The sequence below is a fragment of the Streptomyces sp. NPDC096040 genome, assembly GCF_040303265.1.
Classification (GTDB): Bacteria; Actinomycetota; Actinomycetes; order Streptomycetales; family Streptomycetaceae; genus Streptomyces.
The window spans coordinates 168,598-182,060 of the sequence record NZ_JBEOTA010000008.1; the positions used below are offsets into that span (position 1 = coordinate 168,598).

15 protein-coding genes and 1 tRNA gene are annotated in these 13,463 nt (G+C 68.5%); 9 read left to right on the forward strand and 7 right to left on the reverse strand.

From position 1 onward, the window contains the following. Positions 1-18: 18 nt before the first annotated feature. The gene (locus ABTY98_RS12890; RefSeq protein ID WP_352220922.1) at positions 19-1,326 is read right to left on the reverse strand and encodes a PTS transporter subunit EIIC; all 1,308 of its coding nucleotides are present in this window, start codon (positions 1,324-1,326) and stop codon (positions 19-21) included. Positions 1,327-1,461: 135 nt separating this feature from the next. Then, positions 1,462-2,760, reverse strand: a complete 1,299-nt coding sequence (locus ABTY98_RS12895) for a PTS transporter subunit EIIC (protein ID WP_352220923.1) — start codon at positions 2,758-2,760, stop codon at positions 1,462-1,464. A gap of 189 nt (positions 2,761-2,949) precedes the next feature. Here ABTY98_RS12895 and ABTY98_RS12900 point away from each other — a divergent pair, with 189 nt between their 5' ends. The 4 genes from ABTY98_RS12900 (at position 2,950) to rdgB (ending at position 5,175) form a co-directional block, all read left to right on the forward strand. Beyond that, positions 2,950-3,183: a PTS sugar transporter subunit IIB gene (locus tag ABTY98_RS12900; RefSeq protein WP_071372245.1), complete on the forward strand. Its 234-nt coding sequence runs from the start codon at positions 2,950-2,952 to the stop codon at positions 3,181-3,183. Positions 3,184-3,259: 76 nt separating this feature from the next. Beyond that, complete coding sequence (gene rph / locus ABTY98_RS12905; RefSeq protein ID WP_352220924.1) at positions 3,260-3,997, forward strand: ribonuclease PH; 738 nt, start codon at positions 3,260-3,262, stop codon at positions 3,995-3,997. Between the two features lie 128 nt (positions 3,998-4,125). Next, positions 4,126-4,536: a prefoldin domain-containing protein gene (locus tag ABTY98_RS12910; protein WP_352220925.1), complete on the forward strand. Its 411-nt coding sequence runs from the start codon at positions 4,126-4,128 to the stop codon at positions 4,534-4,536. 33 nt (positions 4,537-4,569) lie between these two features. Continuing rightward, entirely contained in the window at positions 4,570-5,175 is a 606-nt protein-coding gene (gene rdgB / locus ABTY98_RS12915; protein WP_352220926.1) for an RdgB/HAM1 family non-canonical purine NTP pyrophosphatase, read from the forward strand. 55 nt (positions 5,176-5,230) lie between these two features. Here the strand turns inward: rdgB and ABTY98_RS12920 are convergent. The 4 genes from ABTY98_RS12920 to bcp form a co-directional block, all read right to left on the reverse strand. Next, a tRNA-Leu gene (locus tag ABTY98_RS12920) sits at positions 5,231-5,303 on the reverse strand. Positions 5,304-5,328: 25 nt separating this feature from the next. Then, a complete protein-coding gene (locus ABTY98_RS12925; protein ID WP_352220927.1) occupies positions 5,329-5,982 on the reverse strand; it encodes an HNH endonuclease in 654 nt (217 codons plus the stop codon). Continuing rightward, complete coding sequence (locus ABTY98_RS12930; RefSeq protein WP_352220928.1) at positions 5,979-6,632, reverse strand: HNH endonuclease signature motif containing protein; 654 nt, start codon at positions 6,630-6,632, stop codon at positions 5,979-5,981. Before ABTY98_RS12930 ends, ABTY98_RS12925 begins: the two co-directional genes overlap by 4 nt. A 137-nt stretch (positions 6,633-6,769) precedes the next feature. Then, positions 6,770-7,237: a thioredoxin-dependent thiol peroxidase gene (bcp, locus tag ABTY98_RS12935; RefSeq protein WP_352220929.1), complete on the reverse strand. Its 468-nt coding sequence runs from the start codon at positions 7,235-7,237 to the stop codon at positions 6,770-6,772. Between the two features lie 95 nt (positions 7,238-7,332). On the opposite strand from bcp, the gene ABTY98_RS12940 reads away from it, so the two are divergent. Together ABTY98_RS12940 and ABTY98_RS12945 are read left to right on the forward strand one after the other, a co-directional pair. After that, a complete protein-coding gene (locus ABTY98_RS12940; RefSeq protein ID WP_352220930.1) occupies positions 7,333-7,662 on the forward strand; it encodes a DUF3618 domain-containing protein in 330 nt (109 codons plus the stop codon). 72 nt (positions 7,663-7,734) lie between these two features. Beyond that, entirely contained in the window at positions 7,735-8,037 is a 303-nt protein-coding gene (locus ABTY98_RS12945) for a GroES family chaperonin (RefSeq protein ID WP_382536575.1), read from the forward strand. 86 nt (positions 8,038-8,123) lie between these two features. On the opposite strand, the gene ABTY98_RS12950 is transcribed toward ABTY98_RS12945, so the two are convergent. Beyond that, positions 8,124-10,553, reverse strand: a complete 2,430-nt coding sequence (locus tag ABTY98_RS12950) for a transglycosylase domain-containing protein (RefSeq protein ID WP_352220932.1) — start codon at positions 10,551-10,553, stop codon at positions 8,124-8,126. 207 nt (positions 10,554-10,760) lie between these two features. Between ABTY98_RS12950 and ABTY98_RS12955 the strand changes: the two genes are divergently transcribed. The 3 genes from ABTY98_RS12955 to ABTY98_RS12965 all read left to right on the forward strand — a co-directional run bounded on the left by ABTY98_RS12955 (position 10,761) and on the right by ABTY98_RS12965 (position 13,461). Continuing rightward, entirely contained in the window at positions 10,761-11,561 is an 801-nt protein-coding gene (locus ABTY98_RS12955; RefSeq protein ID WP_352220933.1) for an ABC transporter permease, read from the forward strand. Positions 11,562-11,631: 70 nt separating this feature from the next. Then, positions 11,632-12,396: an ABC transporter permease gene (locus ABTY98_RS12960; RefSeq protein WP_352221053.1), complete on the forward strand. Its 765-nt coding sequence runs from the start codon at positions 11,632-11,634 to the stop codon at positions 12,394-12,396. Between the two features lie 15 nt (positions 12,397-12,411). After that, positions 12,412-13,461 (forward strand): ABC transporter ATP-binding protein, encoded by a 1,050-nt coding sequence (locus ABTY98_RS12965; protein ID WP_352220934.1) that lies wholly within the window; start codon positions 12,412-12,414, stop codon positions 13,459-13,461. Positions 13,462-13,463: the final 2 nt, after the last annotated feature.

Sequence of the window (13,463 nt, forward strand, 5' to 3'; positions counted from 1 at the left end):
GTCACACCGTGGTGGGACTCACGCCTTCGTGAGGTCCTCGACCTCCTCCTCGGGCTCGCGGCCCGGGGTGGGGAGGTTGAACCTGATGATGGCGAAGCGGAAGACGAAGTAGTAGATCGCTCCGAACACCAGGCCGACGGGGAGCAGCAGCCAGGGCTTGGTGGAGATGCCCCAGTTGATGAACACGTCGGTCAGACCGGCCGAGAAGCTGAAGCCCATGTGCATGCCCAGGGCCCAGGTCACCGCCATCGACAGAGCGGTGAGCACCGCGTGGATCGCGTACAGCAGCGGGGCGATGAACATGAACGAGAACTCGATGGGCTCGGTCACACCCGTGATGAACGAGGTCAGCGCCAGCGACATCATCATGCCCATCACGGCCTGGCGGCGCTCGGGCCGGGCGGTGTGCGCGATGGCCAGGGCGGCGGCGGGCAGGCCGAACATCATGATCGGGAAGAAGCCGGTCATGAACATACCGGCGCTCGGGTCACCGGCGAAGAAGCGCGGCAGGTCGCCGTGGAAGACGGTTCCGGCGGAGTTGGTGTAGTCGCCGATCTGGAACCACGCCACGGAGTTGACGAACTGGTGCATGCCGATCGGGATCAGCGCGCGGTTGATCAGACCGAACAGCGCCGCGCCGAAGGCGCCGAGACCCGTCATCCACTTGCCGAAGTCGGTGATCACATCACCGATGGGCTGCCAGCCGAGGACCACCAGAACGCCGAGCACAACACCGACACCGGCCGTGATGATCGGCACCAGGCGGCGGCCGTTGAAGAAGCCGAGCCAGGCCACCAGCTGCTTGCGGTGGTAGCGCTGCCACAGCACCGCGGTCAGCAGACCGAGGATGATGCCGCCGAGCACGCCCGGGTTCTGGAAGGTCGCGGCCGTCGCGGCCTCGTGACCCTTCTGCCAGAAGCCGCCGAAGGGCGCGACGGGCGTGTAGGTGGCGCCCTCGTGCCCGTCCTTGATCGGGAACTGGTGGACCACCGCGTAGTAGGTCAGGAAGCTGACCACCGCGGCGAGTGCCGTGGAGCCGTCGGCCTTCTTCGCGAAGCCGATGGCCACGCCTATGCAGAACAGCAGCGGCAGCCCGAACGAGCTGTCGAACAGAACACCGCCGGCCCCGGCGAAGACCTTCGCCACGTCGTCCGGGAGATGCAGCTTGGCCTGGACGTCGGGCTGTCCCAGGCGCATCAGCAGCCCCGCCGCCGGCAGCACGGCGATCGGGAGCTGGAGGCTGCGGCCTACCTTCTGCAGGCCTTGGAACAGCCCGGATCCCCGCTTCTTCGCGGGGGCCGCCGCGGGCACGGTGGCGGTGCTCATAGACTTCCTCCATCGGGTGGTGGTCTACACCACTCAGTGGTGTAGACCTGTTGTACACGATGGTGGCGTTATAAGGAACCCGTCAATTCCGCAACCGGAGAACTACGCTTCGTACGCCGTGCTGGGACCATCCGCTCAAGCCTTGGTGACGTCCTCCACTTCCTCCTCCGGCTCCCTTCCCGGCGTCTTCAGATCGAACCTCGTGATGGCGAACCGGAAGATCACGTAGTAGACGGCCGCGAAGCACAGGCCGATCGGGACGATCGCCCAAGGCCTGGTCGCCAGGTTCCAGTTGATGACGTAGTCGATGAGCCCCGCCGAGAAACTGAACCCGTCGTGCACACCGAGACCCCACGTCACCGCCATCGACACCCCCGTCAGCACCGCGTGCACCGCGTACAGCAGCGGCGCGATGAAGAGGAACGAGTACTCGATCGGCTCGGTGATCCCCGTGACGAACGACGTCAGCGCCACCGACAGCATCAGACCGCCGATCTCCTTGCGCCGGTGCGGCTTCGCGCAGTGCGTGATGGCGAGCGCGGCCGCCGGCAGCGCGAACATCATGATCGGGAAGAACCCCGAGGTGAACTGACCCGCGCTCGGATCACCCGCCAGGAACATGTTGATGTCGCCGTGCACCGTCTGGCCGCCGGGCGTGGTGTAACTGCCGAACTGGAACCAGATGGGCACGTTCAGGAACTGGTGCAGACCGATGACGAGCAGCGCCCGGTTCGCGATCCCGAACACCCCCGCACCCCACGCACCCGCGTCCCGCAGCCAGTGGCTGAAGCTCTCCAACCCGTCGCCGATCGGCGGCCACACCCACAGGCACAGCACCGCGAAGACGATCGCGACGAACGACATGATGATCGGCACCAGCCGACGCCCGTTGAAGAAGCCCAGCCAGTCCACCAGTCTCGTGCGGTGGAAACGGGCCCAGAAGTAGGCCGCCAGCAGCCCCATCGCGATCCCGCCGAAGACACCGGGGTTCTGGAACGTGAACGTCGACACCGAGCCGTCGCTAACCTGACAGCCGATCCCCGGCAGAGTCCTGGAGCCGTCCGGGCAGTCCTCCGGGAACTGGTGCAGCACCCCGTAATAGACGAGGAACCCCGCCACCGCCGCCAGCGCCGTCGAACCGTCCGCCTTCCTCGCCATCCCGATCGCCACCCCGACGCAGAACAACAGCGGAAGCCCCACCGACCCGTCGAGCAGCGCACCGCCCGCGCCCTTCATCACCTTGGAGACATCCGTCCAGCCAAGGCCCTGGTCGCCGAACACATCAGGCTGCCCCAGCCGGTTGAGGATCCCCGCCGCCGGCAGCACGGCGATCGGCAGCTGCAGGCTCCGGCCCATCTTCTGCAACCCCTGGAAAAGAGCGTTCCACCGCTCCCGCCCGGGGCTGACCGTGCTGTCGGCGCTCTCGGCACTCATGGACGCGTCCTCCGGGCCGCTCGGCTCCACGGCAGGGGTTTGGCGACCGCCCATCTGCTGGTGTAGACCAGTTGACGACGGTTCCGCCGCAGTGCTCGCCATCATTCGGCAAGCGCGGCACGACCGCTCGCAAAGATGGGCCAACTGTGGGTTACTGCGACAAAGCGGTTCGGATCAGGGAGAAGGAACATGGCCAGCAAGGCTGAGAAGATCGTCGCCGGCCTCGGCGGAATCGACAACATCGACGAGATCGAGGGCTGCATCACCCGGCTGCGCACCGAGGTGCACGACGCCTCGAAGGTCGACGACGCCGCCCTGAAGGCCGCCGGCGCCCACGGCGTCGTCAAGATGGGCACTGCCATCCAGGTCGTCATCGGCACCGACGCCGACCCGATCGCCGCGGAGATCGAAGACATGATGTGAGCCTCCCGGCTCACCTCGAAGGGGCTCCTCCCTCCTGGGACGGGCCCCTTCTGCCGCTCCGGATAGGCTCATGGCCATGTCTCGAATCGACGGCCGCACCCCCGAACAACTCCGCCCGGTCACCATCGAACGCGGCTGGAGCAAGCACGCCGAGGGCTCCGTCCTCGTCTCCTTCGGCGACACCAAGGTCTTCTGCACCGCCTCCGTCACCGAAGGCGTCCCCCGCTGGCGCAAGGGCAGCGGCGAGGGCTGGGTCACCGCGGAGTACGCCATGCTGCCCCGCGCCACCAACACCCGCGGCGACCGCGAGTCCGTCAAGGGCAGGATCGGCGGCCGCACCCACGAGATCTCCCGCCTCATCGGCCGCTCCCTGCGCGCGGTCATCGACTACAAGGCCCTCGGCGAGAACACGATCGTCCTCGACTGCGACGTCCTCCAGGCCGACGGCGGCACGCGTACGGCCGCGATCACCGGCGCGTACGTGGCGCTGGCCGACGCCATCGCCTGGGCCCAGGGCCGCAAGCTCATCAGGGCCGGCCGCCAGCCCCTGACCGGCACGGTCTCGGCCGTCTCCGTCGGCATCGTCGGCGGAGTCCCCTTGCTGGACCTCTGCTATGAGGAGGACGTGAAGGCCGAGACCGACATGAACGTCGTCTGCACCGGCGACGGCCGCTTCGTCGAGGTCCAGGGCACCGCCGAGGCCGAACCCTTCGCCCGCGACGAACTCAACGCCCTCCTCGACCTCGCCGTCGCCGGCTGCACCGAACTCGCCGCGTTCCAGCGGGCGGCGCTCGAAGCGGCCCTCACGAAGTAAAGGGAAAGAAAAAAGCCGAGGTACGAAGAGGCAACCCGGGCGGCCGACCCCGCGTCCCCCCAGGTACGGGCGCACGGCAGGAACCACCGTGCGCCCGGCCAGCCGACCCACGGGAGGGGAACACCGTCATGGCCGCCAGCCGACGCCGAGGCCGTCACCGAGGCCGCAGCACCGCCATCGCCGCCGTGGCCGCGACCGCCGCACTCACCATCGGCCTCACCGGATGCGACGCCGTGAACAAGGCCCTCGACTGCGTCCAGACCGCCGACTCCATCGCCGACGACGTCACCGACCTCCAGCAGGCCGTGGAGAACGCGGCGAACGACCCCACCCAGGCCGACGCCTCCCTCGACTCGATCCAGCAGAACCTGAGGAAGATCGGCGACAGGACGGACGACACCGACGTCAACAAGGCGGTCGACGACCTCGACAAGGCCGTGGACAACGTCCGCACGGCCATCAGGAACGGCGACTCGACCCCCGACGTCACCCCGGTCACCGACGCGGCCGGCGAACTGACCAAGGTCTGCACGCCGTAACCCGAGGGCCGGGCCCTTGCGATACTGCGTGTCATGACGACCCGCCTGATCCTCGCCACCCGCAACGCCGGAAAGATCACCGAACTCCGCGCCATCCTCGCCGAGGCGGGGCTGCCCCACGAGCTGGTGGGCGCCGACGCGTACCCCGACATCCCCGACGTCAAGGAAACAGGCGTCACCTTCGCCGAGAACGCGCTCCTCAAGGCCCACGCCCTGGCCCAAGCGACGGGCCTCCCGGCGGTGGCCGACGACTCGGGCCTCTGCGTCGACGTCCTCAACGGCGCCCCCGGCATCTTCTCCGCCCGCTGGGCCGGCCGCCACGGCGACGACAAGGCCAACCTGGACCTGTTGCTGGCGCAGCTGGCGGACATCGCGGACGAGCACCGCGGCGCCCACTTCGCCTGCGCGGCAGCCCTGGCATTGCCGGACGGCACGGAGCGGGTGGTCGAGGGCCGGCTACGCGGCGTACTCCGCCACACGCCGTCCGGCACGAACGGCTTCGGCTACGACCCGATCCTCCAGCCGGAGGGAGACACCCGAACATGCGCGGAGCTGAGCCCCGAGGAGAAGAACGCGATCAGCCACCGGGGGAAGGCGTTCCGGAGGCTGGTGCCGGTGGTGCGGGAGTTGCTGGGCTGAGGCGACGAAAAGACCCCGCACCTTTGAATCTAAGGTGCGGGGTCTGTTTCTCTTGTGCGCCCGGTCGGATTCGAACCGACAAACACGACCACCTAAAGATCGCCGCTCGGCCGTTGGCGTACGGGCGCCTGGACCGGGCCCTACTTTACTGTGCTAAGCGATACGGCGTCCGCCCCCTCTGCACCAGGTGCCCGTGACCGCGTGGCAGTTCGGGCACAGCAACCGTAGGTTCTCCCGCCGGTCGTCGCTCCAGTCCCCGTCGATGTGGTCGACCTCCAGGGTCATGGGCCTCCCGAGCCACTCCGAGCCCACTCCGCATTCGGCGCACACCTCTGGTACGCCGACGTCCCGAAGCGCCCGACGCAACAGCACGGTCCTGGTCCGGCGCGAGCCGTCGTGTTTGACCAGGATGTCCTCCGGGTGTTTGGCCTTGTCCGGGCGGCTCTTTCCCCGTGAATGCGCCTGCCCGAGGAAGTGCGCGGTGGTGAGTCCTTCCTCGGCGATCCACTGCCGGAGCAGAGCACGCTGTGTGCCGGTATCCGGGCGCCGCAGCAGGCGCAGTGTCCCGGAGACGGAGACCGACTCGGCCACCGCCACGCGCAACTCGTCGGCACCGGGGCGTGGTTGTCGGCCGGAGTCACGGAAGTGCGAGATGTCGATTCCGAAGTGGGCGAAGCGCTTGCGGAGGTAGCGATCGAGTTTGGCGTAGGGCTCGTTGCACAAGTGGGCGATCACTTCGTCGATGCTGGAGCACAGCCGGGCCGCCTCCTCCAGTCGCTCGCGGGTATACCGCACACCACTGCTCATGCCGCGCCACTCTGTGCACGGCCTCTGCCTCGCCCCCGATAGTTGTCTGTCGTGGAATGGCAGTTGGGGCAGAGCAGGCGCAGATTCCGAAGGTGGTTGTCCCGCCAGTTGCCGTCGATGTGGTCGACCTCCAGGGGAAGCGGGCGCCCTCGCCAGACGGCATCCGTGCCGCACATGGCACAGCGCTCCGGCACCCCCGTCGCCGTCATCGCCCACCTGAGCCGGTCGCTCGGAATACGCCGGGCGCGGTCCTCCGGCTGCTCGACGAGTAGTCCTTCGGGGGTTCGCGGACGCCATGGCTTGCCCCGCTGCGTCGGCACCCGGAAATGCGACGTGTCGATCCCGTACGCCTTGATCCGTCGACTGATGTGCGTGTGATGCCCGCCCACCACCTCCAGCCCCAGCCTGCGCAGCACCTCGCACATGTTCGTAGAGGCCGCTACCGCTCCCTCAAGTACCTCCTGCGTCCACTTCACCCCCTCCCGCTCGAAGTGCGACACATCAACCCCCAGCCTCTTCATCCGCTGGAACACGTACCGCCGCGTCGAACTCCCCGGATCCACCCCCAGCCTCCCCAACGCCTCCGACAACGTCCGCGCCCCCCGAGCCGCCTCTTCCAGCCGCTCCCTGGTGTACGCACTTGCTCCCATCGAGCCCCCTCCGTTCCGGCTGTGCGTTCGCAGCCCGTACGGAGTAACGAACCGGTTATCGGACAGTCACGCCCGGACATGAAAAGCGGCCCGCGCCGGGGCTGCCGGTGCGGGCCGTGGGGGTGGGCAAGGGGGTGTCAGATGCCCAGGTCCTTGATGATCTTGGCTACGTGGCCGGTGGCGCGGACGTTGTAGAGGGCCTGTTCCACCTTGCCCTGCTCGTCGACGATGATCGTGGAGCGGATGACGCCCATGTACGTCTTGCCGTAGTTCATCTTCTCGCCGTACGCGCCGTACGCGTCCAGGACCCGCTTGTCCGGGTCTGCGAGGAGGGTGACCCTGAGGTTCTCCTTCTCCCGGAACTTGCCGAGTTTCTCCGGCCGGTCGGGGGAGATGCCGAGGACGTCGTAGCCCGCGCCGGCCAGCAGGTCGAGGTTGTCCGTGAAGTCACAGGCCTGCTTCGTGCAGCCTGGTGTCAGCGCGGCCGGGTAGAAGTAGACGATGACCTTGCGCCCCTTGTGGGCGGAGAGGGACACCTCGTTGCCGTCGGCGTCGGGGAGGGTGAAGTCGGGGGCTACGTCCCCGGGCTGGAGTCGCTCGCTCATCGGTCCAGCGTAACGGGGGGTCCTGACAGTGCGGCGGCGGCGAGAACTGACAGACTGTCCAGAACATGCAGCACGGCAGACTTCGGAGGCCTACGGTGGCGGAGACGTCGGACACCAGAACCCCGGCGCAGATCGAGGCGGACATCAAGCGCCGCCGCGATGTGCTGGCCGAGACGCTGGACGAGATCGGGGTGCGGGTGCATCCCAAGACCATCGTCGGCGATGCGAAGGCCAAGGTCGCGGCCAACGTCGATCACACGCTCGGGCGAGCCTACGTCCAGGTCAACCGGGTCGTGAGCGATGTGAAGGCCCAGTTCGTGGACGAGGAGGGTGCGCCGCGCCTGGAGCGTGTCGTGCCGGTCGCGCTCGTCGCCGTGGGCGTGGTCGGGCTGCTCGTGTTCAGTACCCGACGGCGTAAGAGCTGAGCAGAAGCAGGTAGGTTCGAAGGCGTGAGCGCCAAAAGAAACGACACCCATCACGACAAGCTGCCCATCCGTATGCTGCACGACCGGGTCCTGGTCAAGCAGGAGACCGGCGAGGGTGAGCGGCGGTCGGGCGGTGGGATTCTCATTCCCGCCACGGCGGCCGTCGGGCGCCGGCTGGCCTGGGCCGAGGTGGTCGCGGTCGGGCAGAACGTGCGGACGGTGGAGCCCGGCGACCGGGTGCTGTACGACCCGGAGGACCGTGCCGAGGTCGAGGTGCGCGGTGTGGCCTATGTGCTGATGCGTGAGCGCGATCTGCACGCGGTCGCCGCCGACCGGTTCGAGGGCTCGGAGGACTCGACCGGCCTGTACCTGTGAACCGACGGCAGAGACGGTAGAGACGGTAGAAAAGGGCTGGTGACCGCGGTCACCAGCCCTTTTTGTCGTTTCTGTGCCAACGCCGACTACTGGAATCCGAAGCCGCCGCCGCCGTCGTCGCCCGCTGTCGTCCCGGTCGTGGTGCCGGCGTCCGTGGTTCCGGTCGTCGTACCCGTACTGGTGCCGTCGGTGGTGGTGCCGGTTGACGTGCCGGAGTCGGTGCCCGATGTCGTCGTACCGGAGTCGGTGCCGGAGGTCGTCGTCCCGGACGTGGTCGAGCCGTCGGTGGTGGAGCCGTCCGTGGTGCCGCCGTCGGTGGGGCCCGCCGTGGTGGAGCCGTCCGTCGTGCCGCCGTTGTCCTGGGCGCCGCCGGTGGTGCCGCCGTTGTCCTGGTTCCCGCCGGTGGTGCCGCCGTTGTCCTGGCCGCCGGTGCCCGGGGTGGCCGGGTTCTGGCTGGGCGGGGCCACGGTCTCGGCGCCGGGCTGGAGGTCGAGGTCGAAGGAGGAGGCCGTGGTGCCCTCCAGGGCGTCCTTGGTGTACTGCGACCAGATCTCGGTCGGGGCTCCGCCGCCGTTGATGCGGGCGAGGCCGAGCGCGCCGTAGAGCGACTTGTGGGCGGCCGTGACCGGGTCCTGGCCCATCACGGAGACGACGGTGGCGAGGTCGGGTGTGTAGCCCGCGAACCAGGCGGCGGTGTCCTCCTCGGCGGTGCCGGTCTTGCCGGCCGCCGGGCGGCCCGCGGCCTGGGCGGCGATGGCGGTGCCGTTGTCGACCACGCTCTGCAGGATCGAGGTCGTGGTGTCGGCGGCCTGCCGGCTCACGGCCTGCTTGGTCGGCGACTGGGGCAGTTTGATGTCCTCGGTGCCGTCCCTGGTGACCTTCTGGACCATCGTGTACGTGCCGTGCTTGCCGTGGTTGGCGAGCGTGGCGTACGCCTCCGCCATGTCCAGGACACTGGCGGTGGCGGTGCCGAGGGCGATCGACGGGTACGGCTGGAGGTCCTTGGTGTCGGAGGGGATGCCCAGGTCGACGGCGGTCTGCTTGACCTTGGACGGGCCGACGTCGACGGCCATCTGCGCGTACACCGCGTTCACCGACAGGTCGGTGGCCTTGCGGACGGTGATCTCGCCGTACGACTTCTCGTCCTCGTTCTCCGGCGCGTAGCTGCCGCCGGGCCAGCCCTGGACGGCGCGCTTGTTGGTGCCGTCGTAGTAGGTGTTCGGGGTGATGGTCTGGCCGGACTGGGTGGTGGAGCCGTTGTCGACGGCGGAGGCGAACACGAACGGCTTGAAGGTGGAGCCGACCTGGAAGTCACCGCGGGTCGCGCCGTTGGTGTACTGCTTCACGTAGTCGATGCCGCCGTACATGGCGACGACGTTGCCGGTCTTCGGGTCGACCGAGGCGCCGCCGGCCCGCACATAGTTGTCGGCCTTGTTGTTCTTCTTGTCCAGCTTGGACATCACCTTGTCGTCGACCGCCTTGACGAAGGCGTTCTGCTTGTCCTTCTGGATGGTGGTGGTGATGCGGTAGCCGCCGGCCTCCAGGGAGTCGGCGTCTACGATCTTGTTCTTGACGAGGTAGCTCTTGACCGCCTCGACGAGGTAGCCGCGCTGTCCGGACATGCCGGTGGAGGCGGTCTGCTCCTTGGGCATCGGGAACTTCATGCCGGCCCGCTTGGACTGGCTGAGCCAGCCCTTCTTGACCATGCCGTCCAGGACGTAGTTCCAGCGGGCGACGGCCGCCGCCTTGTTCTCGGGGTGGGCGACGACGTCGTACTCGCTGGGCGCGTTGACGAGCGCGGCCAGGTAGGCGGCGCGGGCCGGGTCGAGGTCGGTGGCGTCCTTGCCGTAGTAGGCCTGGGCGGCGGCCTGGATGCCGTAGGCGTTGCGGCCGAAGTAGCTGGTGTTGAGGTAGCCCTCCAGGATGTCGGCCTTGGACTCGGAACGGTCCAGCTTGATCGAGATGAAGAACTCCTTCACCTTGCGGGTGACGGTCTGCTCCTGCGCCAGGTAGTAGTTCTTCACGTACTGCTGGGTGATCGTCGAGCCGGACTGGGTGCCCTTGCCGGTCGCGGTGTTCCAGGCGGCGCGCAGCATCGCCTTGGGGTCGACGGCGGACTCGGTGTAGAAGTCGCGGTCCTCGGCGGCGAGCACGGCGTGCTGGGCGTCCGCGGAGACCTGGGCGAGCGTCACGTTCTCCCGGTTGACCTCGCCGTCCCGGGCGAGCTGGGAGCCGTCGGCGTACAGGAACACGTTGCTCTGCTTGGTGGCGAACGCGTTGGCCGCCGGGATCTTCACCATCGAGTAGCCGAGGAAGAACAGGCCGATCAGAAGGAGTATCCCGATCACGAAGGTGCCGAGCACCGTGCGCCAGGTCGGGATGATCCGCCGCCATCCGGTGCGTCCGGGACGCTTCGTCTTCTTCTCGCCCCCCTTCGTCTCCTCGGCCGCCCCCGGCGGTTCTGTCGGGCCTCCGCCGCTCTGGTTCGGCTGTTGCGGCTGCGGCTCGTCGCTCATCTCGTGCACGGACTCCTGTTTTCGCGTCGTACGTTCGTTCCCGTACGACCTCGTACGCTTCTGCGCCCCCTGTTGAAGACTCGCGCACCATGCGTTCCGTTCCCGGATTCCGGCACGCTTCGGTCACGGAAATTGCGTGGCCTGCGATGTCGTCGGCGCAGTAGGCTCCTGCGCTTCGGTGTCGGGCGGTCCGGGAGGTCGGTTGGCGTGGGCGCGGGACGGTTGTATTCGGCCGTCGCGGCGGGGGGTTTCCGACGGTACGCGACATACCGGGCGGCGACCGCCGCCGGGGTGTTCACCAACACGGCCTTCGGGATCATCCTCGTGTACACGTACCTGGCTCTGTGGGACGAGAAGCCGCACCTCGGAGGCTATGACCAGGCGCAGGCGGTCACCTATGTGTGGCTCGGGCAGTGCCTGTACGCGACGCTCGCCATCCAGGGCGGGGGCGTGGAAAAAGACCTGATGGAGCGTATCCGCACGGGTGAGATCGCGATCGACCTGTACCGTCCGGCCGATCTCCAGCTGTGGTGGCTGGCGACGGATTTGGGCCGGTCGCTGTTCCAGATGCTGGGACGCGGGGTGATCCCCTTCGTCTTCGGTGCGCTGTTCTTCCCGATGGCGCTGCCGACGGACGTGGCGACCTGGGCGGCGTTCGCCGTTTCCCTGTTCCTCGCGATGGTCGTCAGCTTCGGCATCCGCTACCTGGCCGCGCTGAGCGTGTTCTGGCTGATGGACGGCATGGGCGTCAACCAGGCGCTGATGGTCCTGGGGATCTTCTGCTCGGGCATGACCCTGCCGTTGAACGTCTTCCCGGGCGCCCTCGGCGACGTCGTACGGGCCCTCCCGTGGGCGGCGCAGCTCCAGATGCCGGCGGACGTCCTGCTGGGGGAGACCGGCCCGACGGGCGCGTACGCCTTCCAGGCGGCGTGGGCGGTGGCGCTGCTGGCGGCGGGGCGGCTGGTGCAGAGGGCGGCGACCCGGCGGGTGGTGGTGCAGGGTGGGTGAGCGGGCCCTGGACGGGGTGCGGGCGCACCGGCTGGCGGAGGGCCTGCGGGCGTACCGGCTGATCGCGGGGATGTGGATCAGGTCGACGATGATCTACCGCACGTCCTTCGTCCTCACGATGCTCGGCAACCTGACGGTGACCGGCCTGGACTTCGCCACGATCCTGCTGATGTTCACGCAGGTCGACCGTCTCGGCGGCTGGACCATGCCCGAGGTGGCCTTCCTGTACGGCCTGTCCGTGACCGCGTTCGGCTTGGCCGACCTGGCCTTCGGCTCGATGGACGTGCTGGGCACCCGGATCCGCGACGGCTCCTTCGACATCCTGCTGGTCCGGCCGGCTCCGGTGCTCGCCCAGCTCGGCGCGGACCGCTTCGCGCTGCGTCGCCTCGGCCGGATCGTCCAGGGCGGCCTGGTGCTTGGGTACGCGCTGACCGCCGTGGACGTCCACTGGACGGCGGCGAAGGTGCTGCTGGTGCCGGTGACCGTGGTCAGCGGCGCGGTGATCTTCTGCGCGTTGTTCCTGGCGGGTGCGACCTTCCAGTTCGTGGCGCAGGACGCGGCCGAGGTGCAGAACGCGTTCACCTACGGCGGTACGACGCTGCTCCAGTACCCGCCGACGGTGTTCGGGAGGGACTTCGTACGCGGGGTGACGTTCCTGCTGCCGCTGGCCTTCGTCAACTGGGTGCCGGCCGCGTATGTGCTGGGGCGGCCGTATCCGCTGCGGCTCCCGGAGTGGACGGCGTGGTCGTCGCCGCTGGTGGCGGTGGTGTGCTGCGCGCTGGCGGGCCTGGCGTGGCGGGCGGGGCTCAGGTCGTATCGGAGCACGGGGAGTTGACCGGATCACAAGGAGTTGACGGTGTTCATTGAAGTGGACCGGGTGGAGAAGGTCTTCGAGGTCCGGCGCAAGACCGGCTTCCTGAGACGGGAGCGCCGGCAGGTACGGGCGGTGGACGCGCTCTCCTTCAGGGTGGAGCGCGGCGAGATGGTCGGCTACATCGGCCCGAACGGCGCCGGGAAGTCGACGACGATCAAGATGCTGACGGGGATCCTGACCCCGAGCGGCGGCCGGCTGCGGGTGGCGGGCATCGACCCGTCGCGCGAGCGCACCCGGCTGGCCCACCGCATCGGCGTCGTCTTCGGCCAGCGCACCACGCTGTGGTGGGACCTCCCGCTCATCGACTCCTACCGCCTGATGCACCGCATGTACCGCATCCCGGACGCGCGTTACGCCGAGAACCTGGACCGCCTGGTCGAACTCCTCTCCCTGGAGAGTCTGCTGGACGTCCCGGTACGGCAGCTCTCGCTAGGCCAGCGGATGCGCGGCGACATCGTGGCGGCGCTGCTGCACGACCCCGAGGTGCTCTACCTCGACGAGCCGACGATCGGCCTGGACGTCATCTCCAAGGCCAAGGTCCGCGACTTCCTCCGGGAGCTCAACACCGAGCGCGGCACCACGGTCCTGCTGACCACCCACGACCTCCAGGACATCGAGCAGTTGTGCTCGCGCGTGATGGTCATCGACCACGGGCGGCTGATGTACGACGGTCCGCTCGCGGGCCTGCACGAGGCGGGGGAGAGCGAACGGACCCTGGTGGTGGACCTGGAGCGGGAGCTGCCGCCGGTCGAGGCGGGCGGCTCGGCGCGGGTGGTGAAGGTGGAGGGACCCCGGCAGTGGCTGGCGTTCCCGGCGTCGGAGTCGGCGGCGCCGCTGGTGGCGCGGATCGCGGCGGCGTATCCCTTGGTGGACCTCTCCGTCCGGGAGCCGGACATCGAGACGGTGATCGCGAAGATGCTGCGTTCCTTGGAGACATCGGGGACACCGGCGACACCGTGGGCCCCGGGAACCCCGGTAACCCCGGGGGACGCCCCTCCACCCTCCTCGGAGCGCACGACGGCGTAGTG

Excerpts from the sequence above, each read along its gene's own strand:
- ABTY98_RS12895 (WP_352220923.1), bottom strand. The coding sequence starts at position 2,760 with ATGAGTGCCGAGAGCGCCGACAGCACGGTCAGCCCCGGGCGGGAGCGG.
- ABTY98_RS12900 (WP_071372245.1), top strand. The coding sequence starts at position 2,950 with ATGGCCAGCAAGGCTGAGAAGATCGTCGCCGGCCTCGGCGGAATCGAC.
- ABTY98_RS12950 (WP_352220932.1), bottom strand. The coding sequence starts at position 10,553 with ATGAGCGACGAGCCGCAGCCGCAACAGCCGAACCAGAGCGGCGGAGGC.
- rdgB (WP_352220926.1), top strand. The coding sequence starts at position 4,570 with ATGACGACCCGCCTGATCCTCGCCACCCGCAACGCCGGAAAGATCACC.
- rph (WP_352220924.1), top strand. The coding sequence starts at position 3,260 with ATGTCTCGAATCGACGGCCGCACCCCCGAACAACTCCGCCCGGTCACC.
- ABTY98_RS12930 (WP_352220928.1), bottom strand. The coding sequence starts at position 6,632 with ATGGGAGCAAGTGCGTACACCAGGGAGCGGCTGGAAGAGGCGGCTCGG.
- ABTY98_RS12925 (WP_352220927.1), bottom strand. The coding sequence starts at position 5,982 with ATGAGCAGTGGTGTGCGGTATACCCGCGAGCGACTGGAGGAGGCGGCC.
- ABTY98_RS12890 (WP_352220922.1), bottom strand. The coding sequence starts at position 1,326 with ATGAGCACCGCCACCGTGCCCGCGGCGGCCCCCGCGAAGAAGCGGGGA.
- bcp (WP_352220929.1), bottom strand. The coding sequence starts at position 7,237 with ATGAGCGAGCGACTCCAGCCCGGGGACGTAGCCCCCGACTTCACCCTC.
- ABTY98_RS12910 (WP_352220925.1), top strand. The coding sequence starts at position 4,126 with ATGGCCGCCAGCCGACGCCGAGGCCGTCACCGAGGCCGCAGCACCGCC.
- ABTY98_RS12945 (WP_382536575.1), top strand. The coding sequence starts at position 7,735 with ATGCTGCACGACCGGGTCCTGGTCAAGCAGGAGACCGGCGAGGGTGAG.
- ABTY98_RS12960 (WP_352221053.1), top strand. The coding sequence starts at position 11,632 with ATGTGGATCAGGTCGACGATGATCTACCGCACGTCCTTCGTCCTCACG.